Origin of the sequence: Pseudomonas sp. CJQ_9, assembly GCF_043106615.1 — a bacterium.
GTDB lineage: Bacteria > Pseudomonadota > Gammaproteobacteria > Pseudomonadales > Pseudomonadaceae > Aquipseudomonas > Aquipseudomonas juntendi.
This window is the reverse complement of the sequence record NZ_JBICMS010000007.1, coordinates 1-26,971: the sequence shown is the minus strand read 5'-3', so window position 1 is coordinate 26,971 and position 26,971 is coordinate 1. Positions and strand designations below refer to the sequence as shown.

Below are 26,971 nucleotides of genomic sequence, written 5' to 3'. Positions count from 1 at the left end.
GCAAAACATTTGTAACGCAGAATCGCGTTTGGTCAGGCGGCTTCGCTGAAGTCCACCAGGCGCACCGGGCGGCGGAAGCCGGCGGTCAATACCGCCAGGTAGGCCAGGCCCAGGGCAAACCAGCTCAAGCCAATCACCAGCGTCAGCGCCGACAGGCTGGTCCACAGCCACAGGGTCAACGCCAGGCCCACCAGCGGCACGAGGCCATAGCACAGCAGCCCCTTGAGGTTGCGCTGCGCCCCGTCATCCATCAGGTGGGTCTTCACCACCGCCAGGTTCACCGCCGAAAACGCTACCAGCGCACCAAAGCTGATCAGCGAGGCCAGGGTCGCCAGGTCGATCACCAACGCCAGCAGCGAAAACGCCGACACCAGCAAAATGGCGAACACCGGGGTGCCGAACCGTGGCGACAGGTAACCGAAGCTGCGCCGCGGCAGCACGTTGTCACGGCCCATGGTGAACAGGATGCGCGACACTGCCGCCTGCGAGGCCAGCGCCGAGCCCAGGCTGCCGGCAACAAAAGCTGCGGTGAAGAAGTTGGCCAGGAACTGCCCACCCGCCTTGAACATCACCTCGTTGGCCGCCGCATCGGCATTGGCGAAGGTGGTGCCCGGCATGACCAGCTGGCTGACATAGGCCAGCACGGTGAACAGTACGCCAGCCAACAGGGTGGTGAGGATGATCGCCCGTGGCACGTCGCGGCGGGCATCGCGGCATTCTTCAGCCAGGGTCGAGACGGCATCGAAGCCAAGGAACGACAGGCACAACACCGCCGCACCAGCCATCAGCGCGCCAAAGCCAGGTTGTGAGCCGTCACCCAGCAGCGGCGACAGCAGGTCGAGCGGCTGGCCGGCCAGCGTTTGGCATGACAGGGCCACGAATACCACGATGAAGACGATCTGCGCGCCGACGATCAGGTTGCTGGTTTTGGCCACCGAATGAATGCCGACCACGTTGAGCACGGTGACCAGGGCGATCGAGGCCAGCGCAATGGACCACGCCGGGATGGCCGGGAAGGCGATATTGAGGAACAAGCCGATCAACAGGTAGTTGATCATTGGCAGGAACAGATAGTCGAGCAGCAGCGACCAGCCAGCGAGGAAACCGACGTTGGGGCCGAAAGCCATGTTGGTGTAGGAGTACGCCGAGCCTGCTACTGGGAAACGCTTGACCATGAAACTGTAGGACGCGGCGGTGAACAGCATGGCCACCAGGGTGACCATGTAGGCGCTGGCGGTGCGGCCCCCGGTCAGCTCTGTCACGATGCCATAGGTGGTGAAGATGGTTAGCGGGACCATGTACACCAGGCCGAAGAACACCAGGGCCGGAAGGCCGAGAACACGGCGAAGCTGAGCGGAGTTGGAGCTGGGTGGGTTGGCCATCGATCGATCCAGAGCGTTTTTTTAGTTGTGCTTTGGTCGATTTTTATCCACTTGGGTGGGGGATGACAAAAAAGTAATCCTTATGTTGATTATTAGCTTGGGTTTTAATCGGATTGTTGGGCTGCCTGAGCGGGCCGCGGGTGGCAGCGCAAGCCCGAAGGTAGCACCACCCTCTGTAGGAGCGGGTTCACCCGCGAAGAGGCCCCATCAGGCGGTAAACACCTCAGCCCCTCTCCCCCCGCAGTTGCTCGATCCGCTGGTCCTTGTCCAACCACAACTGGTTCACCCAGGCCTGCACCGTCTGGCGGAATTCAGGATCGTTCTCGTAATCCCCCGCCCACAATCCAGGGTCCAGCTCACGCACCTGAATGTCGATAATCACCCGGCTAATGCTGCCATTGAGCAAATCCCAGAACCCAGGCGCCCTGTTGCCTGGGTACACGATGGTCACGTCCAGCAGCGCATCGAGTTGCTCACCCAGCGCCGCCAGCACGAACGCCACGCCACCGGCCTTGGGCTTGAGCAGGTAGCGATATGGCGACTGTTGCGCCTGGCGCTTGGCGTCGGTGAAGCGCGTGCCTTCAAGGTAGTTGACCACGGTCACCGGCTGGCGCTTGAACAGCTCGCAGGCGGCCTTGGTGATCTCCAGGTCCTTGCCCTTCAGCTCGGGGTGCTTGGCCAGAAAGGCCTTGCTGTAGCGCTTCATGAACGGGTAATCCAGCCCCCACCAGGCCAGCCCCAGCAGCGGTACCCAGATCAGCTCTTTTTTCAGGAAGAACTTGAAGAACGGCGTGCGCCGGTTGAGGCTTTCGATCAGGGCCGGAATGTCCACCCAGGACTGGTGGTTGCTCACCGCCAGGTAGGAAGTGTACTTGCGCAGGTTCTCGACGCCGCGGATGTCCCACTGGGTGGGGATGCACAGGGCAAAGATGGCCTTGTCGATTTCCGACCAGGTTTCGGCCACCCACATCACCGCCCACGAGGCATAGTCACGGCCACGGCCCGGCAACACCAGTTTGAGCAGGGCGAAGACCAGCAGCGGGCAGATCAGCACCAAGGTGTTGAGCAGCAGCAGGGTGGTCGTAAGAATGCCGGTAAGCAGGCGACGCATAAGGAAACTCTTGTTGTATGAAATTGGCAGGGCGCAATGATAAGCAGCGCCGGGGCCTACGCCAAATGTCCAATGCCCGGCGGCAGGAACAAATGTTTCACAACATGTTGGATAACCTTGTGACAACGAACCTATCCTGCCAGTGCAGTCTAAGCACTGACCTCTTTGAAGGAAGCCTGCCTGTGAAACCTTTGCTTGCCCTGTTGTCGTTGTTGTCACTGCCGGTGATGGCCGCCGACCCTACCCTCTACGGCCGTTACGAGAATATCGCCCTGCCCGAGCTGGGCGAAACGTTGAAAGCCAAGATGGATACCGGCGCCTTTACCGCGTCGCTGTCGGCCAAGGATATCGAGTTGTTCACCCGCGATGGCGATGAGTGGGTGCGCTTTCGTCTGGCGACCAAGGACGCCGATGGCAAAGTTTACGAGCACAAGGTCTCGCGTATCAGCAAGATCAAAGGGCGGGCCGATGAGGAAGACGAAGGGGATACGCCGGAAGTTTCCAAGCGCCCGGTGGTCGACCTGCAGTTGTGCCTGGGTGACGTGAAACGCACTGTTGAAGTGAACCTGGTGGACCGCAGCAACTTCAACTACCCGCTGTTGATTGGCTCCAAGGCGCTGCGCGAGTTCAAGGCGGCGGTCAACCCAGCGAAGAAATTTACTGCTGGCAAGCCAGGCTGCTGATACGTAGCTTGAGGGAGGGCAAACAGCGCGGGCGCTGATTGGGTCAGGATTGGGCAGTTGTTTCCTGTGGTACCCAGGTGAGGCCTTCGCGGGCACGCCCGCTCCCACAGGTAATGCACAGCTTTCGAATACTGTGCTGTCCCTGTGGGAGCGGGCGTGCCCGCGAAGAGGCCCTTCAGGCCTGCGCAGAAGTGGCGACCATCGACGGCCGCTTGCTCACTTCTGCATACCACGCGGCCAGCCCAGGCTGGCGCTCGCGCCAGCCGAACTCGGGCTGACGCAGGTCCAGATACCCCAGCGCACAGGCCACGCCAATCGCCGCCAGGTCGAACCCGGACATCAGCTCAGGCAAATGCTCCTGCTCCAGGTTGGCCAGGCTACGGCGAATCTTGTCGCCCTGCGCCTGCAGCCAACCGTCCCAGCGCTTGTCTTCAGGCCGCAGGAAGCTTTCATAACGGCACGATACCGCTGCATCCAGGATCGCATCGGCCTGCGACACCAGCGTCAGGCGCCGCCAGCGCGCCGAGCCTTCGCGTGGCAGCAGCGGCAGGCCGACGTGCTGTTGGTCGAGGTACTCGCAGATCACCCGGCTGTCGTGCAGCACGGTGCCGTCCTCCAGGCGCAGCGCCGGGATCTTGCCGATCGGGTTGTCCTGGTTCAGCTGCGGGTCGCCGCTCACCGGGCTGATGTTGACCGGCTGCAGCTGCACCCGCTGCAACTGGCCGGTTTCGTGCAGCACAACCATCACCTTGCGCACGAACGGCGACAAGGGCGAGTGGAACAGCGTCATCGTGCTCATGCTTCAGTTACCTTGCAGGCTGGGTGGCAGGCACACGCCGGTACCGCCGATGCCGCAATAGCCGTCCGGGTTCTTGGCCAGGTACTGCTGGTGGTAGGCCTCGGCGAAGTACACCGTCGGTGCCTGGTCGATTTCGGTGGTGATTTCGCCGAACCCGGCCTTGCTCAGCTCGGCCTGGAAAGCGTCACGGCTGGCCTTGGCCTGTTCCAGCTGTTCCGGGCTGGTGCAGTAGATGGCAGAGCGGTATTGGGTGCCGACATCGTTACCCTGGCGCATGCCCTGGGTTGGGTTGTGCAGCTCCCAGAACATCGCCAGCAGCTCGCGGTAGCTGACCTTGTCCTTGTCGAACACCACCAGCACCACTTCGGTATGGCCGGTCAGGCCCGAGCAAACCTCTTCATAGGTTGGGTTCGGGGTGAAGCCGCCGGCATAACCCACCACGGTGCTGACCACACCTTCGCGCTGCCAGAAGCGGCGCTCGGCGCCCCAGAAGCAGCCTAGGCCGAAGATGGCGAAGTCGATGCTGCCTTCGAAGAACGGGCCGAGCAGTGGGGTGTCCTTGAAGACGTAGTGGAACTCGGGCAGGCTCATTGGCGTTTCGCGGCCAGGCAGGGCCTGTTCCGCGGTAGGCATGACGTTTTTGTTCACCAGGATTTCCGAACGCAGGACCATGGCCGTTCCTCTGTGTTTAATCAGTTGGATAGGTGTTGGGGCTTTCGCGGGCATGCCCGCTCCCACAGGACTGAATGTTGTGGGGAACCTGTGGGAGCGGGCGTGCCCGCGAAGAGGCCCGAATGGCTTCTATAGTGCCCGAGGTTTACGCCGCTGTCAGGCCACCGGTCCACGCGGATAGCGCTTCAACCGCTCGGCCAGCTCGCGCCCCGGGATCGGCCGGTCGAACAGGTACCCCTGGCCCACATCACACCGGTGCCGACGCAAGAATGCCAGCTGCTCCGGGGTTTCGATGCCCTCGGCCACCACCTTCAGCTTCAGGTTGTGGGCCATGGCGATCACTGCCGAGGTGATTTCCATGTCGTCCTGGTTGTCGGGGATTTCGTTGATGAAGCTACGGTCGATCTTGAGGATGTCGATCGGAAACTTCTTCAGGTAGCTCAGCGACGAGTAGCCGGTGCCAAAGTCGTCCATGGCCAGGGTCAGGCCCAGGGCCTTGAGTTCTTCCAGCTGGCGGTGGGTGTCTTCGCTGGCTTCCAGCAGCAAGCCTTCGGTCAGCTCCAGCTCCAGCAGGTGCGGGGGCAGGGCTTCTTCCTTGAGGATGCTGCTGATCGACGCCACCAGGTCCGGGTCGGAGAACTGCTTGGGCGACAGGTTGATGGCCACATGCAGGTTACCCATGCCAGCGGCGCGCAATTCCTGGCTCATGCGGCAGGACTGGCGCACGACCCACTTGCCAATGGGGATGATCAGGCCGGTTTCCTCGGCCACGCTGATGAACTGGTCCGGGCGGATCATGCCGCGCTCGGGGTGGTTCCAGCGCAGCAGCGCCTCCAGGCCCAGCAGGCGACCGCTGCGCAGGCACAGCTTGGGCTGGTAGAACACCTCCAGCTCGTTCTGGGTCAGCGCGCGCCGCAGGTTGTTCTCGACGAATAGCTTGTAGCTGGCCTCGGCATTGAGCACTTCGGTGAACACCTGCACCTGGTGCTTGCCGTTGGCCTTGGCCTTGTGCAGCGCCAGGCCGGCGTTCTTCATCAGGCTGGCCGGGTCGCTGCCGTGCAAGGGGGCATAGGCTAGGCCGACCGAGGCGGTAACGTTGATCAACTGGTTGTCGACGAACATCGGCTTGTCGAGGGTGCGCAGCAACTGCAGGGCCACGCCCTGGCCATCTTCCAGGAGGGTGTCGTCCAGCAGCACGGCGAACTCGTTGCTGGCAAAGCGTGCCAGGATACCGCCGCTGTGCAGGCTGTTGCGCAAGCGCCGGGCCAGGCTGATGAGCAGCTTGTCGCCGGTCTGATGCCCAAGGCTGTCGTTGATGCGCTTGAAGTTGTCGATGTCTACCAGCAGCAGGCACATCGAGTGTTCGCCGTCGCGGGCAAAGCGCTCATCCAGGCTGCGAATGAACGCCGGGCGGTTGCCCAGGTTGGTCAGGTTGTCGGTGTACGCCAGGCGTTCGATGCGCTGCTGCGCCAGTTTGGTCTGGGTGATGTCTTCATAGATGCCGATGTAGTGGGTCAGCTCACGGTTGTCGCCGTACACCTTGGAAATCGACAGTTGCCCCCAGTAGGGCTCGAGGTTCTTGCGCCGGCTCTTGAATTCACCTTGCCAGCTGTTGCCCATGGCCAGGCTCGACGGTGAGTCGAACAACAACTCATTGAGGTTTTCCAGCGCCGGCAGCTCGCCGAGGTGGCGGCCTTGTACTTCGTCGGTGCTGTACTGGGTAATGGCGGTAAAGCTTGGGTTGACGTACTCCACCCGGCCATCGCGGTTGACCAGCAGGAACGCGCTGGCGCTTTGTTCGACCGCACGCTGGAACAGGTGCAGGGCGTTGGCTGCAGCGCGGCGGTTGTGGTTGGTGATGACCTGGGCGAACTGGTCGGCCAGTTCGCCGGCGAAGGCGATTTCATCCGACTGCCAGGCACGGGGCTGGCCGGTCTGCTCCAGGCACAGCACACCCACCACCTGGCCGTCGACACGAATGCTGGCGTCGAGCATGGCCTTGTTTTCCGGGCACAGACTTCGTGCCAGCTCACGGGTGCGCGGGTCATGGCCGGCGTTATGGGCATCGATGGCGCGGCTGGCGTGCAGCGCGTCGAGGTAGTCCGGGAAGCGGCTGGCGTCGATGGCTTCGGGGCGGCGGTGTTCCTGAGTGTCGCGTTTCCACGCGGTGATCGGTTCCAGGCGCTGGTCTTCCAGGTGCCAGATGCTGGCGCTGTCGACGTTGTAGATTTCGCAAGCGCTCTGGGTGATCAGCTGGGCGGCTTCCAGCAGCGAGTTCTCGGCACTGTAACGTTGGCGGGCCAGGCGCAGGATCAGGTCCTGCTGGCCGCGCACGCGTTCCAAGTGCTCGAGTTGCTCCTGCTGGGCGCGCTGGTTCAGCTGCAAGGCCAGCTGCAGGCGGTTGTTGCGTGATTCCAGGTCGTTGGCATCCTGCTCGGCGGCGTCGTGCGGCTGGCCGTCGAGCACGCTCAGGTAGCCGCGCAGCAGCAGGCGGTTGTGCTGCTTGTAGGCTTCACCCACCTCCAGCAGGCGCAGTGCGGTATTGGGCGTATGCAGGGTATAGCGCACCCGGTAGTAACCGCGCTGGGCCAGTTGCTGCTGGATCTCGTCGTGCAGGCGGTAGCGTGCCTCGGGCTCCATCAGGCTGGCATAGGGCGCATCGAACTGTGCGCACAAGGTGCCGGCATGCACGCCGAACTGCCGCTCGCAGGCTGGGTCCAGGTAAAGCATGGCCCAGCTGGCTTCGTTAAGCCTTTCGAAACGCAGCATGCCCAGCCGCGAGGGCACGGGTAACGGCGTGACGACCTCGGCCGCCACACGGCTGGCGGCATCGGGTTGGCTTTTCATCGAAGACTCGCTTGAAGAGGGAATGCTGCGTAGGGCCGCTGCGGGTCTGGCAAGGTTGCATCATGTGCCAAGGGCTGGCAAGCAGCCATGTGTGATGCTGTGTAGGGGTTATCGGCGGCCTGGCCGGAATCTGTAGTTTGGCCTGGTTTTCCGGCGGGCAAAAAAAGCCCCGCCAATCGACGGGGTTGAGGTACGAGCGTGGCAGCTCGAAAAAGGAACTGCCCCTGCATGCAGGGGCAGTGGGCCGCCTTACAGCAGCATGGTGCGGATGTCGCCCAGCACGTCGCCCAGGCGCTTGGTGAAGCGCGCGGCGGCAGCGCCGTTGATCACACGGTGATCGTAGGACAGCGACAGTGGCAGCATCAGCTTGGGCTGGAAGGCCTTGCCATCCCAGACCGGCTGCATGGTCGCCTTGGACACGCCAAGGATCGCCACTTCCGGCGCGTTGACGATCGGCGTGAAGCCGGTGCCGCCAATGTGGCCGAGGCTGGAGATGGTGAAGCAGGCACCCTGCATCTCGTCAGCCGAGAGCTTCTTGGTACGGGCTTTTTCAGCCAGTGCCGCAGCTTCGGCAGCCAGTTGCAGCAGGCTCTTCTGGTCGACGTTCTTGATCACCGGGACCAGCAGGCCGTCCGGGGTGTCCACGGCGAAGCCGATGTGCACGTACTTCTTGCGGATGATGGCCTTGCCGCTTGGCGCCAGCGAGCTGTTGAAGTCTGGCAGTTCCTTGAGCAGGAATGCGCAGGCCTTGAGCAGCAGTGGCAGTACGGTCAGCTTCACGCCAGCCTTTTCGGCCACGGCCTTCTGCGCCACGCGGAAGGCTTCCAGCTCGGTGATGTCGGCGGAGTCGAACTGGGTCACGTGCGGCACGTTCAGCCAGCTGCGGTGCAGGTTGGCGGCACCGACCTGCATCAGGCGGGTCAGGGCCACTTCTTCCACTTCACCGAACTTGCTGAAGTCCACGGCAGGGATCGGCGGGATGCCGGCGCCACCGGTCGCACCGGCAGCTGCCGGGGCGCTCGATGCCTTTTGCATCATCGCTTTGACGTACACCTGCACGTCTTCCTTCAGGATGCGACCGTGCGGGCCGGTGGCCGCGACTGCGCCCAGGTCGACACCGAATTCACGGGCCAGTTGGCGCACCGCCGGGCCTGCGTGGACCTTGGCGTTGCTACCGGCAGCCGGCGCGGTGGTAGCCGGCGCAGGGGCTGCCGCCGGGGCGGCAGCAGCAGGTGCGGCAGCCGGGGCAGCCTCAGCCCTGGCCGGGGCAGCGGCGGCAGGTGCCGGGGCAGCAGCAGGTGCTGCGCCAGCGACCTTCAGCTTGAAGATCAGGTCGCCAGTGCCGACTTCGTCTTCCAGCTTGCACAGGACTTCTTCGACCACGCCGGCAGCCGGCGACGGGATTTCCATGGAGGCCTTGTCGGACTCCAGGGTAATCAGCGACTGGTCGGCTTCGACGGTGTCGCCGACCTTGACCAGTACTTCGATGATCTTGGCTTTGCCCGACGAACCGATGTCTGGCACGTGGATATCCTGCACGGCGGCGGCAGCCGGTGCAGCCGCTGCAGCTGGGGCAGGGGCGGCTTCAGCGGCCGGGGCCGGGGCTGCAGCCTCGGCCGGTGCAGCGGCTGGCGCCTCAGGGGCCGCAGCAGCGGCGCCCTCGGCTTCCAGCACCAGCAGTTCGTCGCCTTCTTTCAGGCGGTCGCCCAGCTTGACCTTCAGCTCCTTGATGACACCGGCCTTGGGGGCCGGGATCTCCATGGAGGCCTTGTCGGACTCCAGGGTCAGCAGGCTCTGGTCAGCCTCGATACGGTCACCGACCTTGACGAACAGCTCGATGATTTCACCTTCACCGCTGCCGATGTCAGGTACGCGAATGAGTTCGCTCACTTAAAAATACTCCTCAGCAGTCCAGTGGGTTGCGCTTGTCCGGGTCGATGCCGAACTTGACGATAGCGTCTGCAACAACCTTGGGTTCGATCTCGCCACGGTCAGCCAGGGCTTCCAGGGCAGCCAGCACCACGAAGTGGCGGTCAACTTCGAAGAAGTGACGCAGCTTCTTGCGGCTGTCGCTGCGACCGTAACCGTCGGTACCCAGGACCTTGAACTCTTTGCTCGGTACCCACTGGCGAATCTGCTCGGCGAACAGCTTCATGTAGTCGGTAGAGGCAATGACCGGGCCTTTGCGACCGGCCAGGCACTGCTCGACGTAGGTCTCTTGTGGCTTCTGGCCAGGCTTCAGGCGGTTGGCGCGCTCTACGGCCAGGCCGTCGCGACGCAGTTCGTTGAAGCTGGTGACGCTCCACACGTCGGCACCGACGTTGAACTCTTCACGCAGGATCTTCGCCGCCTCGCGCACTTCGCGCAGGATGGTGCCGGAGCCCATCAGCTGTACGTGGTGTGCCGCTTCGCGGGTGTCTTCTTCGAGCAGGTACATGCCCTTGATGATGCCTTCCTCGACACCGGCCGGCATGGCTGGCTGCTGGTAGGATTCGTTCATCACGGTGATGTAGTAGAAGATGTCCTGTTGCTCTTCGGTCATCTTCTTCATGCCGTCCTGGATGATCACCGCCAGCTCGTAGCCGTAGGTTGGATCGTAGGTGCGGCAGTTCGGGATGGTGCCCGCCATCATGTGGCTGTGACCGTCTTCGTGCTGCAGGCCTTCACCGTTGAGGGTGGTGCGGCCGGCAGTACCGCCGATCAGGAAGCCACGGGTGCGGCTGTCGCCTGCGGCCCAGGCCAGGTCGCCGATACGCTGGAAGCCGAACATCGAGTAGAAGATGTAGAACGGCAGCATCGGCTGGTTGTGGCAGCTGTACGAGGTACCGGCAGCGATGAACGACGACATGGCGCCGGCTTCGTTGATGCCTTCTTCCAGGATCTGGCCCTTCTTGTCCTCGCGGTAGAACATCACCTGGTCTTTGTCGACTGGCTCGTAGAGCTGGCCGACCGACGAGTAGATACCCAGCTGGCGGAACATGCCTTCCATACCGAAGGTACGGGCTTCGTCGGGAATGATCGGCACGATGCGCTGGCCGATGTCCTTGTCCTTGACCAGCTGCGCCAGAATACGCACGAAGGCCATGGTGGTGGAGATTTCGCGGTCGCCCGAGCCGTCCAGGATCGCTTTCAGCGTTTCCAGCGGCGGGGTTGGCACGCTGAAGCTCTTGGCCCGGCGCTGAGGCACGAAACCGCCCAGGGCAGCACGGCGCTCGGCCAGGTACTTGGCTTCGGCAGAACCTTCTTCCGGCTTGTAGAACGGCAGGTTCTCGAGGTCGGCATCCTTGACCGGGATGTCGAAGCGGTCACGGAAGTGACGCAGGCTGTCGACGTCGACCTTCTTGGTGTTGTGCGCGGTGTTCTTGGCTTCGCCGGCACCGGTACCGTAACCCTTGATGGTCTTGGCCAGGATGACGGTCGGCTGCTCTTTATGGTTCACCGCCTGGTGGTAAGCCGCGTAGACCTTGTACGGGTCGTGGCCGCCACGGTTGAGCTTCCAGATCTCGTCATCGGACAGGTCTTCGACCATGGCCTTGAGTTCCGGGGTGTTGAAGAAGTTTTCACGAACGTACGCGCCGTCTTTGGCTTTGTAGTTCTGGTACTCGCCGTCGATGACTTCGTCCATGCGGCGCTGCAGGGCACCGTTGGTGTCCTTGGCCAGCAGTGGGTCCCAGAAGCGGCCCCAGACGACTTTGTTGACGTTCCAGCCACCGCCACGGAACACGCCTTCGAGTTCCTGGATGATCTTGCCGTTGCCGCGAACCGGGCCGTCGAGGCGCTGCAGGTTGCAGTTGATGACGAAGATCAGGTTGTCCAGCTTCTCGCGGCCGGCCAGGGCGATTGCACCCAGCGATTCCGGCTCGTCGCACTCGCCGTCGCCCATGAAGCACCAGACTTTCTGCTTGCCGGCAGGGATGAAGCCGCGCGCTTCCAGGTACTTCATGAAGCGGGCCTGGTAGATGGCCTGGATCGGGCCCAGACCCATCGAAACGGTCGGGAACTGCCAGAAATCAGGCATCAGCCATGGGTGCGGGTACGAAGACAGACCGTTGCCGTCCACTTCCTGGCGGAAGTTGTTCATCTGCTCTTCGCTGATGCGGCCTTCCATGAAGGCGCGGGCGTAGACGCCTGGGGAGGCGTGGCCCTGGAAGAAGATCAGGTCGCCGCCGTGTTCTTCGGTCGGGGCCTGGAAGAAGTAGTTGAAGCCGATGTCGTACAGGGTGGCGCTGGAGGCGAAGCTGGAGATGTGTCCGCCCAGGTCCGAGTCTTTCAGGTTGGTACGCATGACCATGGCCAGGGCGTTCCAACGCACCATCGAGCGAATGCGGCGTTCCATGAACAGGTCGCCAGGCATGCGTGCTTCGTGGGTGACAGGGATGGTGTTGCGGTATGGCGTGGTGATCGCATACGGCAGCTGGGAACCACTACGGGTGGCCAGCTCGCCCATACGGGTCATCAGGTAATGAGCGCGGTCTTCGCCTTCTTTGTCGAGGACCGACTCCAGGGCATCCAGCCATTCCTGGGTTTCGATTGGATCGAGGTCTTGCATGGCTTGCTCCAGGGCGGAAAGGCAACCAGAATCGATTGCCTGAGATTGCGACTGGCCTTATGGGCAGACGTCGTGAATTCTTGGATTACCGGGGTGTCGTCCGGCGCGTTGTAGTTTTACTACATTTGCTTGCGCATTTCATGCTTTTACACGACACGAGTAGTAGTAAAACTACAATTGTGCGACGTTTGGTCGCACGTTGGCTTGTGAGGAAAAACGTTCATGTTGGTTGGCATTGTGTCGCGAACGGGTGTTTCTTGATGTTTGTTGCCAATTTTGCATTTTTTTCAGCTATTTCCAACTTTTGTACGACAGTCCAACCGTGGTCCGGCTTCCCCTTGGCCGCTTTTTTCCCTCTATTTCACGCCGATCAAGGATAGACCATGCGCCTACCTTTGCCCTCCGATCTGCCTGCCAGCTTGCAGCCGCTGGTTTCTCGCAACCAGCAGTTCCTGCGCGATGCCGTGGCAGCTCACCCCGAACTGGACCTGAACGATTGCAGTGCGGCCCAGCGGCACCAGTTCGACCAGGTGGCCGCGGCCAGCGACTTCGTGCTGGGCGTGGCCCAGCGCGACCCGGCCATGCTGTTTGCCCTGCTGGCCAGCGGTGAGCTGGAACGGCGCTATGCCCCGGGGGAGCTGCGCGGGCAAATTGCCGCGGCGGCGCAGGCGGCGCAAAGCGAAGAGGAACTGGCGCGCAACCTGCGCCGCGCGCGCAACCGGCAGCAAGTGCGCATCATCTGGCGTGACATTACCCGCCAGGCGGAACTTGGCGAAACCTGCCGCGACCTGTCGGACCTGGCCGATGCCTGCATCGACGAAGCCTACCAATGGCTGTACCCGCGTCACTGCCAGCAATTCGGGACGCCCATCGGCAACCGCAGTGGCCAGCCGCAGCACATGGTTGTACTGGGCATGGGCAAGCTGGGCGCGGTCGAACTCAACCTGTCCTCGGACATCGACCTGATCTTCGGTTTCCCCGAGGGCGGTGAAACCGAAGGGGTCAAGCGCTCGCTGGACAACCAGGAGTTCTTTACCCGCCTGGGCCAGCGCCTGATCAAGGCATTGGACCCGGTGACCGTCGACGGCTTCGTGTTCCGCGTCGACATGCGGTTGCGCCCTTACGGCTCTGCCGGGGCCCTGGTACTCAGCTTCAATGCCCTGGAACAGTATTACCAGGACCAGGGGCGCGACTGGGAACGCTACGCCATGATCAAGGCCCGGGTGGTGGCCGGCGATCAGGCTGCTGGCGCGCAGTTGCAGGAAATGCTGCGCCCGTTCGTGTACCGCCGCTACCTGGACTTTTCCGCCATCGAAGCGCTGCGCACCATGAAGCAGTTGATCCAGCAGGAAGTCCGGCGCAAGGGCATGGCCGACAACATCAAGCTCGGTGCTGGCGGCATTCGTGAGGTCGAGTTCATCGCCCAGGCGTTCCAGCTGATCCACGGTGGGCGTGACCTCAGCCTGCAGCAGCGGCCGTTGCTCAAGGTGCTGGCCACCCTCGAAGGCCAGGGCTACCTGCCGCCGGCAGTGGTGGCTGAGCTGCGCGAAGGCTATGAGTTCCTGCGTTATACCGAGCACGCCATCCAGGCCATTGCCGACCGCCAGACACAAATGCTGCCCGAGGGCGAGACCGATCAGGCGCGGGTCGCCTTCATGCTTGGCTTTGCCGACTGGCAGAGCTTCCACGACCAGCTGACCTACTGGCGTGGCCGCATCGACTGGCATTTCCGCCAAGTCATTGCCGACCCGGACGATGAAGACGGTGAAGGCGAGCTGGTGGTGGGCGGTGAGTGGTCGCCGCTGTGGGAGCAGGCCCAGGACGAGGAAGCGGCGGGTCGCCAACTGGAGGAGGCCGGTTTCAAGGCGCCTGTGGACGCTTTGCGGCGCCTGGCCGCGTTGCGCTCAAGCCCGCAGCTGCGCTCCATGCAACGCATCGGGCGTGAACGCCTGGATGCCTTTATTCCACGCTTGCTGGCGCAAGCGGTGGAGCACGACAACCCCGACCTGGTACTCGAGCGGGTATTGCCGCTGGTAGAAGCGGTGGCGCGGCGTTCGGCCTACTTGGTGCTGCTGACGGAAAACCCGAGTGCACTGCGCCAACTGTTGACCCTGTGCGCCGCCAGCCCCTGGATCGCCGAGCAGATGGCCCGCTACCCGCTGCTGCTCGATGAGTTGCTCAATGAGGGCCGCCTGTTCAGGCCCCCACTGGCGCCAGAGCTGGCCAGCGAACTGCGCGAGCGGCTGACGCGTATCCCCGAAGACGACCTTGAGCAGCAGATGGAGGCGCTGCGCCATTTCAAGCTGGCCCACAGCCTGCGCGTGGCGGCCTCGGAAATCAGCGGCAACCTGCCCTTGATGAAAGTCAGCGACTACCTGACCTGGCTGGCCGAGGCCATCCTCGACCAGGTGCTGGCGCTGGCCTGGCGCCAGACCGTGGCCCGCCACGGTCAGCCCAAGCGCAGTGACGGCAGCCTGTGCGACCCGGGGTTCATCATCATCGGCTACGGCAAGATGGGTGGGCTGGAACTGGGCCACGGCTCGGACCTGGACCTGGTGTTCATCCACGATGGCGACCCGCAGGCGGAAACCGACGGGGCCAAGCCGATCGACAGTGCGCAGTTCTTTACCCGCCTTGGCCAACGCATCATTCACCTGCTGACCACCCAGACCAACTCGGGCCAGCTGTATGACGTGGACATGCGCCTGCGCCCGTCAGGGGCTTCGGGCCTGCTGGTCAGTTCGCTGGGGGCCTTCGAGCGCTACCAGCAGAACGAAGCCTGGACCTGGGAGCACCAGGCCCTGGTGCGGGCCCGTGTGCTGGTCGGTTGCAAGCAGGTGGGGGCTGCGTTCGAGGGCGTTCGCGCCAAGGTGCTGGGCCAGGCCCGTGACCTTGAGAAGCTGCGCAGCGAAGTGAGCGAAATGCGCGCCAAAATGCGTGACAACCTGGGCACCAAGGCCACTGCCGCCGGGACTGCAGCCAATGCCTTCGAGGCTGGCATGCCGTTCGATATCAAGCAGGATGCCGGCGGTATCGTCGATATTGAATTTATGGTGCAATACGCCGCTTTGGCCTGGGGCCACGAGCACCCGGCCATACTCCGATGGACCGATAACATCCGCATTCTGGAAGAGCTGGAGCAGGCAGGTTTGCTGCCGGCCAGTGACGCGGTGCTGTTGCGTGAAGTGTACAAGGCGTTCCGCTCGGCCTCGCACCGCCAGGCCCTGCAGAAACAGGCCGGGGTGATCGATGCGGCGCAGTTTGCCGATGAACGCCGTGAGGTACGGCGGGTCTGGGGTGAGCTGGGTTTGACCTGATACCGAGCTGGCTTCATTCGCGGGCATGCCCGCTCCCACAGGGAAAGCGCAGACCTGGAAGGCTGTGCATTACCTGTGGGAGCGGGCGTGCCCGCGAATGGGCCATGTGAGTGGTACACTGTCCGCCACATAGCCTGAATATAAAGAGGGGAGGCCAGGCTGAACCGCAGCCTGTAGCCTCCCCGAGCGTTTCTGGACTAAGCATGAGAATACTGATCATTGGCCCCAGCTGGGTCGGCGACATGGTGATGGCGCAGACCTTGTTCCAGTGCCTGAAACAGCAGCACCCCGACTGCGTGATCGACGTGCTGGCACCCGAGTGGAGCCGGCCGATCCTCGAACGCATGCCCGAAGTGCGCCAGGCCTTGAGCTTTCCGCTCGGCCACGGCGCACTGGAGCTGGCCACGCGGCGGCGTATCGGCAAGTCGCTGGCCGGCCAGTACGACCAGGCCATCCTGCTGCCCAACTCGTTGAAGTCGGCGCTGGTCCCCTTCTTCGCCGGCATTCCCAAGCGCACCGGCTGGCGCGGCGAAATGCGTTTCGGCCTGCTCAATGACGTGCGCAAGCTGGACAAGGCCCGCTACCCGCTGATGATCGAGCGTTTCATGGCCCTGGCCTACGCCCCTGGTGCCGAATTGCCGCAACCGTACCCGCGCCCGCATCTGCAAATCGAAGCCCAGAGCCGCGAGGCCGCCTTGGCCAAGTTCGGCCTGGAGCTCGACCGCCCGGTACTGGCGCTGTGCCCCGGTGCCGAGTTTGGTGAGGCCAAGCGCTGGCCGGCCGAACACTATGCCGCCGTGGCGGATGCGATGATCCGCCAGGGCTGGCAGGTATGGCTGTTCGGCTCGAAAAACGACCACCCGGTGGGCGAGCAGATCCGCGACCGGCTGATCCCGGGGTTGCGCGAAGAGTCGGCCAACCTGGCTGGTGAAACTTCGCTGGCCGAGGCTATCGACCTGATGTCGTGCGCGCAGGCCGTGGTGTCCAACGACTCGGGGCTGATGCACGTGGCGGCTGCGCTCAACCGCCCGCTGGTGGCCGTGTACGGCTCGACCTCGCCCGGCTTCACCCCGCCGCTGGCCGAACAGGTGGAAGTGGTGCGCACCGGTATCGAGTGCAGCCCCTGCTTTGACCGCACCTGCCGCTTCGGCCACTACAACTGCCTGCGCCTGCTGGAGCCCGGTAAAGTCATCGCCGCCCTGCACAGCCTGAGCGGGCCGGACCTGATCGATGCCGTGGCCGAGGTCGACTAAGTGCGGGTACTGATCATCAAGACCTCATCCCTGGGTGACGTGATCCATACCCTGCCGGCACTGACCGATGCCGCCCACGCGCTCCCGGGCATCCGGTTCGACTGGGTGGTGGAAGAAGGCTTCGCCGAAATCCCCAGCTGGCACCCGGCGGTCGACCAGGTCATCCCGGTGGCCATCCGCCGCTGGCGCAAGAACCTTTGGCAAACCCTCAAGAGCGGCGAATGGAAGGCCTTCAAGCAGCGCTTACGCGCGCACAAGTATGACCTGGTGATCGACGCCCAGGGCCTGGTCAAGTCGGCCTGGCTCACCCGCTACGTGAAGGCCCCGGTGGCTGGCCTGGACCGCTACTCGGCCCGTGAAGGGTGGGCCAGCCGCTTTTATGACCGGCGCCTGTCGGTTGCTACCGGCCAGCATGCGGTCGAGCGGGTGCGCCAGCTGTTCGCCATGGCCCTGGCCTACGACCTGCCCGAAGGCATCGGCAACTACGGCCTGGACCTCGAGCGCCTGCAACTGCCGCCAGCGGCGCCCTATGTCGTGTTCCTGCATGGCACCACCTGGGCGACCAAGCACTGGCCGGAAGCCTATTGGCGCGAACTGGCCGAGCGCATGGGCCGGCGCAAGCTGGAGGTGCGCCTGCCGTGGGGCAACCCGGCGGAGAAGGCGCGGGCCGAGCGCATTGCCCAAGGCTTGAACAATTGCCAGGTGCTCCCCAAATTGAACCTTGCCGGTGTTGCCCGCGTGCTGGCAGCGGCAAAGGCCTGCGTGGCGGTCGATACCGGCCTGGGCCACCTGGCCGCGGCACTCGATGTGCCGACCATTTCGTTATTCGGCCCGACCAACCCGGGCCTGACCGGCGCCTACGGACGGACCCAGATTCACCAGGCCAGTGACTGGCCCTGCGCGCCCTGCCTGCAGAAGAAGTGCACCTACAAACCGAGCGCCGATGACCTGGCCCGGTTCGATCTCAAACGCGAGTGGCCACTGTGCTTTACTCGCCTGAATCCCGAGCATGTGGCGAGCCGCTTGAGCGCGTTGCTGCTGGCTGAGGATGTCCGTTGATGCAACTGGCTTTCGTGCTTTACAAATATTTCCCCTTTGGCGGGCTGCAACGCGACTTCATGCGCATTGCCCTGGAGTGCCAGAAGCGTGGCCACCAGATCCGTGTGTACACGTTGATCTGGGAGGGCGACATTCCCCCAGGCTTCGAGGTACTGGTGGCGCCGGTCAAGGCGGTCTTCAACCACCGGCGCAACGAGAAGCTCAGTGCCTGGATGGCCGCCGACCTGGCCAAGCGCCCGGTCGACCGCCTGATCGGCTTCAACAAGATGCCGGGGCTGGACGTGTACTACGCCGCCGACGGCTGCTTCGAGGACAAGGCGCAAACCCTGCGTGGTGGCCTGTACCGCCGTTGGGGCCGCTACCGGCACTTTGCCGAGTACGAGCGTGCGGTGTTCGCCAAGGACGCGCATACCGAAGTGCTGATGATTTCCGAAGTGCAGCAGCCGCTGTTCATCAAGCATTACGGCACCCCGCTGGAGCGCTTCCACCTGTTGCCGCCGGGCATTTCCCAGGACCGCCGCGCGCCTGCCAATGCCGCCGAGATTCGCGCCGAGTTCCGCCAGGAGTTCAACCTGGGCGAGGGCGACCTGCTGCTGGTGCAGATCGGCTCGGGCTTCAAGACCAAGGGCGTTGACCGCAGCCTCAAGGCGCTGGCGGCACTGCCGTCGGCGCTGCGCAAGCGCACCCGGTTGATGGTCATCGGCCAGGACGACCCCAAGGTATTCCAGCTGCAAAGCGCTACCCTGGGCCTGAGCGATCAGGTGCAGTTCCTCAAGGGCCGTAGCGACATCCCGCGCTTTCTGCTGGGTGCCGACGTGCTGATTCACCCGGCGTATAACGAAAACACCGGTACGGTGCTGCTCGAAGCGCTGGTGGCCGGTTTGCCGGTGCTGGTGTCCAGGGTGTGCGGCTATGCCCATTACATTGCCGAGGCCGACAGTGGCCTGGTGCTGGACGAGCCATTCGAGCAGGACCAGCTCAACAGCTACCTGCAGCGCATGCTGGAAGACCCGCAGGCCCGCGCCAGCTGGTCGCGCAACGGCCTGGCATTCGCCGAAACCGCCGATCTGTACAGCATGCCGCAGCATGCTGCCGACGTGATCCTGGGGCAGAAAACCGCATGAAGCTGATACTGGCCGAACCCTTCAAACACCTGTGGGCCGGGCGCGATGCCTTCGACGCCGTGGAGGCGCTGCAAGGCGAGGTCTATCGCGAACTCGAAGGCCGCCGCACGCTGCGTACCGAGGTGGCTGGCGAGGGCTTTTTCGTCAAGATCCACCGCGGTATCGGCTGGGGCGAGATCTTCAAGAACCTGCTGACCGCGAAGCTGCCGGTGCTCGGTGCCGGCCAGGAGTGGCAGGCGATCCAGCGTTTGCATGAAGTGGGCGTGCCGACCATGACCGCGGTCGCCTACGGTGAGCGCGGCAACAACCCCGCCGCGCAGCATTCGTTCATCATCACCGAAGAGCTGGCGCCGACCATCAGCCTGGAAGACTTCAGCATCGACTGGGTCAGGCAGCCGCCCGAGCCGCGCCTCAAGCATGCGCTGATCGCCGAGGTGGCGAAAATGACCGGCGGCATGCACCGCGCTGGGGTCAACCACCGCGATTGCTACATCTGCCACTTCCTGCTGCACACCGACCGCCCGGTGACGGCGGATGATTTCAAACTGTCGGTGATCGACCTGCACCGCGCGCAAACCCGGGCGACAATCAGCCGGCGTTGGCGTGACAAGGACCTGGCGGCGCTGTACTTCTCGGCGCTGGACATCGGCCTGACCCAACGCGACAAATTGCGCTTCATGCGCGCTTACTTCCAGCGCCCGCTGCGGCAAGTCCTCAAGGACGAAGCCGCGCTGCTGGCCTGGCTGGAGCGCAAGGCGCAGAAACTCTACGATCGCAAGCAACGCTATGGGGATGCACTCTAATGGCGAGTTGGACACTGGCGCCGGGTTACCAACACCTGGCGGCGGACTTCGGCAGCCTCGATGCGGTATTTGCCATTCAGGGCGAACGCCTGACCCGCGACCCGCTCAGCGAGGTGGTGCGCATCGAGCGTGATGGGGTCAACTATTACGTCAAACGGTACACCGGTGCCGGCAAGCACATGCGCCGCTACCTGGGCCGGCCGCGCATCAAGGCCGAATGGCAGAACCTCAAGCAGTTCGCCAAGTGGGGCATTCCCACCGCCGAAGTGGTGGCCTGGGGCCTTGAGCGCAATGGCCTGGCCTTTGGCCGCGGGGCGATGATCACCCGCGAGCTGCCCAACACCGAAGACCTCTCGGCCCTGGCCGAGCGCAACGATGCGCGGCTGGCCGATCGCACCTGGGTCGACCATATCAGCCGCCAGTTGGCCCGCCATACCCGGGTGATGCACGAACACCGTTTCGCCCACAACGACCTGAAGTGGCGCAACCTGCTGGTCGATGACCAAGGCACGCTGTTCTTCATCGACTGCCCCACCGGCGATTTCTGGCGCGGGTTCATGTGGCGGCACCGGCTGATCAAAGACCTGGCCTGCCTCGACAAGGTGGCCAAGTACCACCTCTCGGCTACCCAGCGCCTGCGTTTCTACCTGCAATACCGTGACCGCAACCGGCTTGATGCGCGCGACAAGAAACGCATCCGCCAGGTACTGGGCTTTTTCGAGGGAAGGGAATGACCGATTACCTGGCCAGTGCAGAACTTGCGCTGCTCAAACGCCATGGCCTGGATGACTTCGAGGCGCTGTGGGCGCTGCAACTGGACGCCGTGGACGAGCCCAACACCGGCCGTGGTGGCTGGAGCAGCGTGTTCCGCCTGGAACTCGAAGGCAAGGGTTACTACCTCAAGCGCCAGTGCGACTACCTGACCCGCACCCTGCACCGGCCGTTTGGCGAGCCAACCTTCGCCCGCGAATTCCGCAATATCAGCCGTTATCAGAAGTTGCGCATTCCGGCCTTGCAGGCGGTGTTCTACGGTGAGCGCAAGCAGGGCGGCCAGCATCGGGCGATTTTGATGACCCGTGCCCTGGACGCGTGGGCCGACCTCGACAGCCTGCTGGGCCAATGGCCGCAGTTGGGCGAGGCCGAACGCAACGGCATCCTGCAGGCGTGCGGCCAGCTGGCGCGTACCCTGCACGGCGCCGGCCAAGTGCACGGCTGCTTCTACCCCAAGCACATCTTTCTGCGCCAGCGCCGCGAGGGTTGGGACGCCCAACTGATCGACCTGGAAAAAACCCGGCCGTTGCTGTTCGGCATGCGGGACCGCCTCAAAGACCTGGAGCCGCTGCTACGCCGCGCCCGGGCCTGGAGCGAGGCGGATGTCCGCAGCTTGCTGGCCAGCTACCTGGCGCAACCCGCCGAAGGCACGCTGGTCGACACCTGGCTGCAACGCCTGACGCAACGCCGTCGTGAAAAAGAGGCCCGCTGATGCGTTTGTCTGAACTCAAGGACGCCGGGCGTAGCCCGTCGCTGCCGCTGACCCTGACCTTGGCCGATGCCGCCGGCAGCGCCGACCTGCAGCTGCTCAGCCTGTTGCGTGTGCTACCGGGCCAGCGCTATGTCGGCGCCGGTGTGTGGCGAGGGACGCCGGTACTGGCCAAGTTGTTGGTGGGTGCTAACGCGGCGCGGCATTTCCAGCGCGAATTGCAGGGCGTGAAGCTGTTGGCTGGTCAGGGGCTGACCACGCCCAGGCTGCTGGCCGATGGGCTCAGGGAAGGCGAAGGTGGCTGGCTGCTGTTCGAATTCCTCGACGGTGCCCAAAGCCTGGCCGATGCGTGGGGCGCGGTGGAAAACCTGCCGGTGCTGGCCGACGAGCAGCATCAGGTGCTGGGTGAGGCGCTGACGGCCGTGGCGCACATGCACGCCAAAGGCCTGTGGCAGGAAGACCTGCACCTGGACAACCTGCTGCGCCACGCCGGCAAGCTGTACCTGATCGATGGCGCCGGCATCAAGGCCGAAATCCCTGGCCAGCAACTGTCGCGCCCGCGGGTGCTGGAAAACCTCGGGGTCTTCTTCGCCCAGTTGCCCAAGCGCCTGGAACCGTTCATCGAAGAGTTGCTGGTGCATTACCTGCTGGCCAATGCCGAGCACGCGCTGCCGCTGGAAGCGTTGCAGAAGCAGGTGGACAAGGTGCGCAGCTGGCGGCAGAAGGACTACCTGGAAAAGGCCGGGCGCGAATGCAGCCTGTTCAGCGTACAGCGCAGCTTGTCGGGCTTGCGTGCGGTTCGCCGCAGCGAGGTGGGCGCCATGCTGCCAGTGCTGGAACAGGCCGATGCCTTGATCGACCAAGGCCACCTGTACAAGACCGGTGGCGCCGCCAGTGTGGCGCGTATCGAGGTGAATGGCCGGCAGTTGGTGCTGAAACGCTACAACATCAAGAACACCGCGCACTGGCTCAAGCGCTTCTGGCGCCCGAGCCGGGCCTGGCATTCGTGGATCGAAGGGCACCGCTTGGCGTTTCTCGACATCGCCACGCCACGCCCCTTGGCGGTGCTGGAGCAGCGGGTGCTGGGCCTGCGCAGCCGTGCCTACCTGGTCACCGAGTATGTCGATGGCCCAGACCTGACCGCGTGCTTTGCGCCCTACGTGGAAAGTGGCGAGGCCCCGCAAGAACAGCTCGATGCCTTGGTGCAGGTGATGCAGCAGCTGATCCGTGAACGCATCAGCCACGGCGACTTCAAGGGGCACAACCTGTTCTGGGACAATGGGCGCTGGTCGCTGATCGACCTGGACGCCATGTGCCAGCATGCCACCCAGCTCAGCTTCGCCCCCGCCTATGCCCGCGACCGGGCACGGCTGCTGCGCAACTGGCCCAGTGGCAGTGCCTTGCATCAGCGGTTGGACCGGCTGTTGCCGCGGCTTACCGAATAACAGTCTGGAAACGCCAGCCAGTCACTGCTTCGGCCGGGCTGGCGTACCCGGATGCGCCACTGGTCCCCCTGCCAACGCACAATGGCCCAGGCGATGGGCCTGCGGTCCGGTTGCCCGGGCATTAGCAAATGGTAATGGTTGTCCAGCAAGTGCGCGCGCAGCGGCAACGCCTGGCTGCCTGCGACCAGAAAGTACTCCCGGCCCAGGCGGTACAGTCCAGCGGTGTCGGTTGGCTCGGCGCCAGCCGGGTACGTGGGCAGTTGGCACGCTTCGAACAGCGCCTGCAAGTCGGGTAGCCCGTCATGCCACAGCACCACCGAGTCCACTACCCATTCGCCGTCTTCGCGGCGTTTGACCGGTACCTTGGTATAGGCGTCTGGCATGCGCGGGTCTACTACACGCCAGCGGTAGCCGTCGAAGGCGACCTGGTACGTAGCCCCGCTGGCATCCTTGATGTAGTAGAAGCTCAGGCCAGGGTACGGCGAGGGTTGCTCGTAGATACCTTCTTTGTGAATGCCATCGACGCGGTAACGCAGTTTTTCACGGTTGATGTTCACGCTTGCCGAAGGCGGCAACTTCAGTGGCGGAGGCGAGGGTATTCCCCGCAACGCCCGGCGCATCACGGTTGTTCCCCCCAGGTTGTTGACGGCGTCATTGGCGTAGGTGAAGGCGTCGACGATGTGTTTCAGCACGTCAACGCGTTGCCCTTGTTTGAACGCCTTGTGCGCGTCGATCACCGACAGGATCGAGCGCCCCAACGACACCGCCACCAAGGCCCGGTTGGGCAACACGAAGCTGATCAAGTCCAGAATGAGCGTCAGCCCGCGCAGGCCGAGCTCGCCCAGCAGTTCCAGCCGGGTATTGGTGCTGGCATCGACCGCGGCCAGCATGGCATTGACTTCAGCGAGGTAGCGGGCCCGCTGGAAATCGCCGGTGATCGTCGGGCGAAGTACATGGGGCCCCATGCCGCCTTTGGTCAGCCATAGCTCGATTTGCTCACGGTCGGCCAGCGGCAGGCGGTCTTTCAGGTAATCGCGCAGGGCAGGTTGTTTGCGCAGGGTCTTGAGCATGTGCCGGGTATTGCGAAACTCACGCCAGGCACGGCGGTCGGGGGCGTCCGGGGTGTAGACGATGAAGCGGGCGAAGCCTGGGCTGTCTGGGGTGACCAGCATGATGCCTTGCAGCGTATGCCCACCGATCAGCAACTGGCGCACGCTCAGTTGCGCTACGTCTGCCTGTTGGCGGGCATGGCTTTGCGGGTATTCGAGCAACGTGGTGATCCAGGCGAACCCGCGCTCGAACGGGTCTTCGAGAAGGTGGCCGGCATAGTGGGCCTTGGCCGCTTCGGCGCGCATGCGCGCATGGCTGATGGCGACATAACTGTCCTGCCGCCACTGTGCCTGCGGGGACGTCAGCAAATGGGTGCGTAGGTACTGGCTGTAGCTTTCACCCACATCCAGCTCACGGACCAGCTGCTTGACCTGGCCTGGGCTGACGCCATCGACGGTCACGCCCTGCTTGTCGTGCACCCTCGCCGTCAACCAGTAGTCGATATCGAGCAAGCTGACGTTGATCAGCGCCAGCTCGTCGATGCGGTAGGTCTGCTGGACCAGCTCGATGCTGTCGCCAACCTGCGGGCGGCTGGCGACGGGTATCCACGGGCCGGTGATGCTGGGCGGCAACACGGGGCCTATGGGCCTGGCCAGGGTGACACTGACATACAGGCCGAGCGGGTCGATATCCAGTTGGTGACGTTGGCGCAGTTGCGTACGCAGGCGTTCACGCGTCCAGGCGAGCAGGCCATTGCGGTCGACGAATTGCTCAAGGCTCAGGATACCGGGTGCCGCCGCCTTGTCGATGGCGATCACCAGCTCTTGCAGGGTTTGCATGATGTGCGTAAGGCCCTGTGCCGAGGCATTTTTCAGCCAGGCTGGCGAGTTGCGCTCCAGCAGCAGGCCGTAGCGTGTTTGTAGCGCAGAGCGGCTGTCGGCCCATGGCAGCAGATCGGCGGCCCCGGCCAGGTCCGCTGTCAGCTTGGGCCAGTCCACCGCCGCCTGCTGCGCAGCTTCCTGCCAGGCCTGGGTCAGCGCGGCGTGCTGGCCGTCGATCAAGGCCTGAACCTGCGCCTGGATCATGTCCTCGTTGAACCATTCATAGCGCAGGCGCTCGGCGTTGCGGGCGTTGTCGCGGTCGTGTTCGTTGCTCATGTGCCGCAGCAGTGGCCGGCTTTGCTGCACGTCGTCCAGGCGTTCGCAAAGCTCGGTGTGCAGCTCGGCAAGGCTATCGAATGCCTCGATGCCATGGGACAGGCTGCACAGCAGCGCGTAGTCGGTGGTGTTGCGAGGGTCTGGCATGCGGCCCTCCGGCCCGCCTTCGACGATCACGAAGGTGCCGGGCAGGTAGCTACGCCAATTGGGTGTGGTGATGTCCAGTACGGGGCGGTAGATCTGCGGCCGTTGCGCGGCTGGTAAATGCTGGCGCTGCGAGGGCAGCGGCCTGTTGGCGCAGCAGGTGACCAGCTCGGCATGGCTCGAACCCAGCGTGTGGTCATCGCTGCGCAACGCGATTTGCGCCAGCAGTTGCTGGCGCAGCAGCGTAGCCAGGCGTGCGCGCCGGCTCTCGCCGCTCGCGGTGCCGAGCCAGTACTGCGCAAGGTCGGCGAAGTAGCGCTGCCGTGCGTTCAGCAGCGGCAGCGACGGGTCGGGCGCTGGGGGTGGGGTGAGCAGGGCGCTCAATTGCGCATCGAAGGACTTGAAGTGTGTCAGGCTCATGGCGGGCTCCACGGTGAACAGGCCGTGCAGCTTGGTCCCAGCGGTTGATACAGGCGTGTTAGCGGGTTACCTCATTTGCCGCTCAGCCCACGGAACCCGAGCCATGCCGGAATGCCCAGCCCCAGCCAGGCCAGGGCGTCCCAGGCGCCGTCCCCGAGCAGTGCGGCGAACAGGCCGGCTGCACCCAGAGCGGCGATGAGCCCCGGCCAGGCGAAGATCTGCCTGGTGCTGCGTGACCTGTGGCTCACGGGCGCGCCCCCCTACTGCTGCGCAGCTTGGTCCACCACAGGTAGAGGCCGCTGCCGAGTACGATGATGGTCAGCACGTCCAGTGCTGCCCACAGCACCTGCATGGGCCGCCCGCCGTAGTCGCCAAAATGCAGGGGTTGCGACAGGCCCATGGCATCCATGTACCAGGGGCGTTCGCCGACGGCGGTCACTTGCAGCGTGCGTGCATCGATCAGGACCGGGGTGAGCAGGTGCGAAGTGAGGTGCGTGGCACCTTTCATGAACACCGCGTAGTGGTGCTCACTGGAGAAGCGGGTACCGGGGAAGGCGATGAAGTCTGGGCGCATGCCGGGGGCGGCCTGTTCGGCGATGGCCAGCAGGTCGCTGGCCGCAGCGCGTTCGCCCAGCGGTGGGGCGTTGCGGTAGGGGGCCACCATGGCCGCCAGGCTGTCGTTGCGCCAGGCAGCGATCACTAGGTCGGACAGGGCGCTGATCACGCCGGTTACACCGACAGTCAGTGCCCAGGCCAAGGTGACGATGCCGATCAGGTTGTGCAGGTCGAGCCAGCGCAGGCGCCGGGATTTGTCGTGGCGCACGCTGGCGAAGCCCAGCCGGCGCATGAACGGAGCGTATAGCACGGTGCCGGACACGATCGCGACGACGAACAGCACGCCCATTAAGGCCAGCAGCAACTTGCCCGGCAGGCCAGCGAACATGTCCACGTGCAGGCGCAGCATCAGCATCATGAAGCCACCGTTGGCGGCGGGCATGGCTACCGCTTCGCCTGTGCGGGCGTCGAGCATGAAGGTGTGCGACAGGTTGGGCTCGGTACCGGCGGTGGCGGCGGTGATGGCCACCACGCCGTCGGGTTGGTCTTCTTCATAGCCAAAGTACTGCATGACCTCGCCGGGGCGGTGCTGCTCAGCCTTGAGCACCAGCTGTTGCAGGTCGAGGTGCGGCGTGCCGGGCGGCATTTCGCGCAGTTCGGCGGCGTCGCCCAGCAGGTGTTCGAGTTCGTGGTGGAAGATCAGCGGCAGGCCGGTGAGGGCGAGCAACAGCAGGAACAGGGTACAGACCAGGCTGCTCCAGGTGTGAACCGCTGACCAGCGGCGGATGGTTGGGCTTTTCATCACGGTACCGTTTTTTGCCTCAGGAATTGGAGGGGGCTGCTGCGCAGCCCAATCGCCGGCAAGCCAGCTCCCACAGGTAAATCAGGAGCCCGAAGACATGCGCTGACCTGTGGGAGCTGGCCCCCGCAGGTAAATCAGGAGCCCGAGGACATGCGCTGACCTGTGGGAGCTGGCCCCCACAGGTAAATCAGGAGCCCGAGGACATGCGCTGACCTGTGGGAGCTGGCCCCCACAGGTAACTCAGGGGCCCGAGGACATGCGCTGTACCTGTGGGAGCTGGCCCCCACAGGTAAATCAGGAGCCCGAGGACATGCGCTGT

General features: G+C 64.0%; 19 protein-coding genes. 9 read left to right on the top strand and 10 right to left on the bottom strand.

The annotated features are described in order from the left end of the window. Positions 1-32: 32 nt before the first annotated feature. Together ACF8SD_RS01590 and ACF8SD_RS01585 are read right to left on the bottom strand one after the other, a co-directional pair. Positions 33-1,382 carry an APC family permease gene (locus tag ACF8SD_RS01590; RefSeq protein WP_392483446.1) on the bottom strand — a complete coding sequence of 450 codons (1,350 nt, stop codon included), beginning with the start codon at positions 1,380-1,382 and terminating at the stop codon, positions 33-35. 223 nt (positions 1,383-1,605) lie between these two features. Continuing rightward, positions 1,606-2,493: an acyltransferase gene (locus ACF8SD_RS01585; RefSeq protein WP_392483445.1), complete on the bottom strand. Its 888-nt coding sequence runs from the start codon at positions 2,491-2,493 to the stop codon at positions 1,606-1,608. Positions 2,494-2,675: 182 nt separating this feature from the next. Here ACF8SD_RS01585 and ACF8SD_RS01580 point away from each other — a divergent pair, with 182 nt between their 5' ends. Continuing rightward, on the top strand, positions 2,676-3,176 hold the full coding sequence (locus ACF8SD_RS01580; protein WP_173887355.1) for an ATP-dependent zinc protease: 501 nt from the start codon (positions 2,676-2,678) through the stop codon (positions 3,174-3,176). A gap of 175 nt (positions 3,177-3,351) precedes the next feature. Here the strand turns inward: ACF8SD_RS01580 and ACF8SD_RS01575 are convergent, their stop codons facing one another. The 5 genes from ACF8SD_RS01575 to aceE form a co-directional block, all read right to left on the bottom strand. Continuing rightward, positions 3,352-3,975, bottom strand: a complete 624-nt coding sequence (locus ACF8SD_RS01575) for a glutathione S-transferase (protein ID WP_173887356.1) — start codon at positions 3,973-3,975, stop codon at positions 3,352-3,354. A gap of 3 nt (positions 3,976-3,978) precedes the next feature. Then, on the bottom strand, positions 3,979-4,647 hold the full coding sequence (gene msrA, locus ACF8SD_RS01570) for a peptide-methionine (S)-S-oxide reductase MsrA (RefSeq protein WP_054904284.1): 669 nt from the start codon (positions 4,645-4,647) through the stop codon (positions 3,979-3,981). 156 nt (positions 4,648-4,803) lie between these two features. Beyond that, positions 4,804-7,494 carry a putative bifunctional diguanylate cyclase/phosphodiesterase gene (locus ACF8SD_RS01565; protein ID WP_392483444.1) on the bottom strand — a complete coding sequence of 897 codons (2,691 nt, stop codon included), beginning with the start codon at positions 7,492-7,494 and terminating at the stop codon, positions 4,804-4,806. A 249-nt stretch (positions 7,495-7,743) separates the two neighbouring features. Further along, positions 7,744-9,384 carry a dihydrolipoyllysine-residue acetyltransferase gene (gene aceF / locus ACF8SD_RS01560; protein ID WP_392483443.1) on the bottom strand — a complete coding sequence of 547 codons (1,641 nt, stop codon included), beginning with the start codon at positions 9,382-9,384 and terminating at the stop codon, positions 7,744-7,746. A gap of 13 nt (positions 9,385-9,397) precedes the next feature. Further along, a complete protein-coding gene (gene aceE, locus ACF8SD_RS01555) occupies positions 9,398-12,043 on the bottom strand; it encodes a pyruvate dehydrogenase (acetyl-transferring), homodimeric type (protein ID WP_173887360.1) in 2,646 nt (881 codons plus the stop codon). Positions 12,044-12,426: 383 nt separating this feature from the next. Between aceE and glnE the strand changes: the two genes are divergently transcribed. From glnE to ACF8SD_RS01515, 8 genes are all read left to right on the top strand, one after another. Then, the gene (gene glnE / locus ACF8SD_RS01550) at positions 12,427-15,360 is read left to right on the top strand and encodes a bifunctional [glutamate--ammonia ligase]-adenylyl-L-tyrosine phosphorylase/[glutamate--ammonia-ligase] adenylyltransferase (protein WP_173887361.1); all 2,934 of its coding nucleotides are present in this window, start codon (positions 12,427-12,429) and stop codon (positions 15,358-15,360) included. 203 nt (positions 15,361-15,563) lie between these two features. After that, positions 15,564-16,613 carry a lipopolysaccharide heptosyltransferase II gene (gene waaF, locus ACF8SD_RS01545; RefSeq protein ID WP_009683332.1) on the top strand — a complete coding sequence of 350 codons (1,050 nt, stop codon included), beginning with the start codon at positions 15,564-15,566 and terminating at the stop codon, positions 16,611-16,613. Continuing rightward, complete coding sequence (gene waaC, locus ACF8SD_RS01540; RefSeq protein ID WP_173887363.1) at positions 16,614-17,672, top strand: lipopolysaccharide heptosyltransferase I; 1,059 nt, start codon at positions 16,614-16,616, stop codon at positions 17,670-17,672. It begins immediately after the preceding gene. After that, the gene (locus ACF8SD_RS01535; protein WP_392483442.1) at positions 17,672-18,796 is read left to right on the top strand and encodes a glycosyltransferase family 4 protein; all 1,125 of its coding nucleotides are present in this window, start codon (positions 17,672-17,674) and stop codon (positions 18,794-18,796) included. Before waaC ends, ACF8SD_RS01535 begins: the two co-directional genes overlap by 1 nt. Beyond that, on the top strand, positions 18,793-19,599 hold the full coding sequence (gene rfaP, locus ACF8SD_RS01530; RefSeq protein ID WP_173887367.1) for a lipopolysaccharide core heptose(I) kinase RfaP: 807 nt from the start codon (positions 18,793-18,795) through the stop codon (positions 19,597-19,599). Before ACF8SD_RS01535 ends, rfaP begins: the two co-directional genes overlap by 4 nt. Then, entirely contained in the window at positions 19,599-20,333 is a 735-nt protein-coding gene (locus tag ACF8SD_RS01525; protein ID WP_029885032.1) for a lipopolysaccharide kinase InaA family protein, read from the top strand. The genes rfaP and ACF8SD_RS01525 overlap by 1 nt, the downstream gene beginning before the upstream one ends. Next, a complete protein-coding gene (locus tag ACF8SD_RS01520; RefSeq protein ID WP_173887368.1) occupies positions 20,330-21,082 on the top strand; it encodes a lipopolysaccharide kinase InaA family protein in 753 nt (250 codons plus the stop codon). Before ACF8SD_RS01525 ends, ACF8SD_RS01520 begins: the two co-directional genes overlap by 4 nt. After that, positions 21,082-22,524 carry a lipopolysaccharide kinase InaA family protein gene (locus ACF8SD_RS01515; protein ID WP_173887370.1) on the top strand — a complete coding sequence of 481 codons (1,443 nt, stop codon included), beginning with the start codon at positions 21,082-21,084 and terminating at the stop codon, positions 22,522-22,524. The genes ACF8SD_RS01520 and ACF8SD_RS01515 overlap by 1 nt, the downstream gene beginning before the upstream one ends. On the opposite strand, the gene ACF8SD_RS01510 is transcribed toward ACF8SD_RS01515, so the two are convergent. From ACF8SD_RS01510 to ACF8SD_RS01500, 3 genes are all read right to left on the bottom strand, one after another. Beyond that, complete coding sequence (locus ACF8SD_RS01510) at positions 22,485-25,295, bottom strand: dermonecrotic toxin domain-containing protein (RefSeq protein WP_173887372.1); 2,811 nt, start codon at positions 25,293-25,295, stop codon at positions 22,485-22,487. The two genes, ACF8SD_RS01515 and ACF8SD_RS01510, sit on opposite strands and share 40 nt — an antisense overlap. A gap of 71 nt (positions 25,296-25,366) precedes the next feature. Then, complete coding sequence (locus tag ACF8SD_RS01505) at positions 25,367-25,543, bottom strand: hypothetical protein (protein WP_173887374.1); 177 nt, start codon at positions 25,541-25,543, stop codon at positions 25,367-25,369. Continuing rightward, positions 25,540-26,652, bottom strand: a complete 1,113-nt coding sequence (locus ACF8SD_RS01500; RefSeq protein WP_173887376.1) for a PepSY domain-containing protein — start codon at positions 26,650-26,652, stop codon at positions 25,540-25,542. The genes ACF8SD_RS01505 and ACF8SD_RS01500 overlap by 4 nt, the downstream gene beginning before the upstream one ends. Positions 26,653-26,971: the final 319 nt, after the last annotated feature.

Bases quoted from the DNA above. Each gene is read 5' to 3' on its own strand.
- msrA (WP_054904284.1), bottom strand. From the start codon at position 4,647: ATGGTCCTGCGTTCGGAAATCCTGGTGAACAAAAACGTCATGCCTACC.
- ACF8SD_RS01510 (WP_173887372.1), bottom strand. From the start codon at position 25,295: ATGAGCCTGACACACTTCAAGTCCTTCGATGCGCAATTGAGCGCCCTG.
- ACF8SD_RS01575 (WP_173887356.1), bottom strand. From the start codon at position 3,975: ATGAGCACGATGACGCTGTTCCACTCGCCCTTGTCGCCGTTCGTGCGC.
- ACF8SD_RS01500 (WP_173887376.1), bottom strand. From the start codon at position 26,652: ATGAAAAGCCCAACCATCCGCCGCTGGTCAGCGGTTCACACCTGGAGC.
- waaF (WP_009683332.1), top strand. From the start codon at position 15,564: ATGAGAATACTGATCATTGGCCCCAGCTGGGTCGGCGACATGGTGATG.
- ACF8SD_RS01535 (WP_392483442.1), top strand. From the start codon at position 17,672: ATGCAACTGGCTTTCGTGCTTTACAAATATTTCCCCTTTGGCGGGCTG.
- ACF8SD_RS01515 (WP_173887370.1), top strand. From the start codon at position 21,082: ATGCGTTTGTCTGAACTCAAGGACGCCGGGCGTAGCCCGTCGCTGCCG.
- glnE (WP_173887361.1), top strand. From the start codon at position 12,427: ATGCGCCTACCTTTGCCCTCCGATCTGCCTGCCAGCTTGCAGCCGCTG.
- ACF8SD_RS01590 (WP_392483446.1), bottom strand. From the start codon at position 1,382: ATGGCCAACCCACCCAGCTCCAACTCCGCTCAGCTTCGCCGTGTTCTC.
- rfaP (WP_173887367.1), top strand. From the start codon at position 18,793: ATGAAGCTGATACTGGCCGAACCCTTCAAACACCTGTGGGCCGGGCGC.
- ACF8SD_RS01525 (WP_029885032.1), top strand. From the start codon at position 19,599: ATGGCGAGTTGGACACTGGCGCCGGGTTACCAACACCTGGCGGCGGAC.
- ACF8SD_RS01585 (WP_392483445.1), bottom strand. From the start codon at position 2,493: ATGCGTCGCCTGCTTACCGGCATTCTTACGACCACCCTGCTGCTGCTC.
- ACF8SD_RS01565 (WP_392483444.1), bottom strand. From the start codon at position 7,494: ATGAAAAGCCAACCCGATGCCGCCAGCCGTGTGGCGGCCGAGGTCGTC.
- ACF8SD_RS01520 (WP_173887368.1), top strand. From the start codon at position 20,330: ATGACCGATTACCTGGCCAGTGCAGAACTTGCGCTGCTCAAACGCCAT.
- aceE (WP_173887360.1), bottom strand. From the start codon at position 12,043: ATGCAAGACCTCGATCCAATCGAAACCCAGGAATGGCTGGATGCCCTG.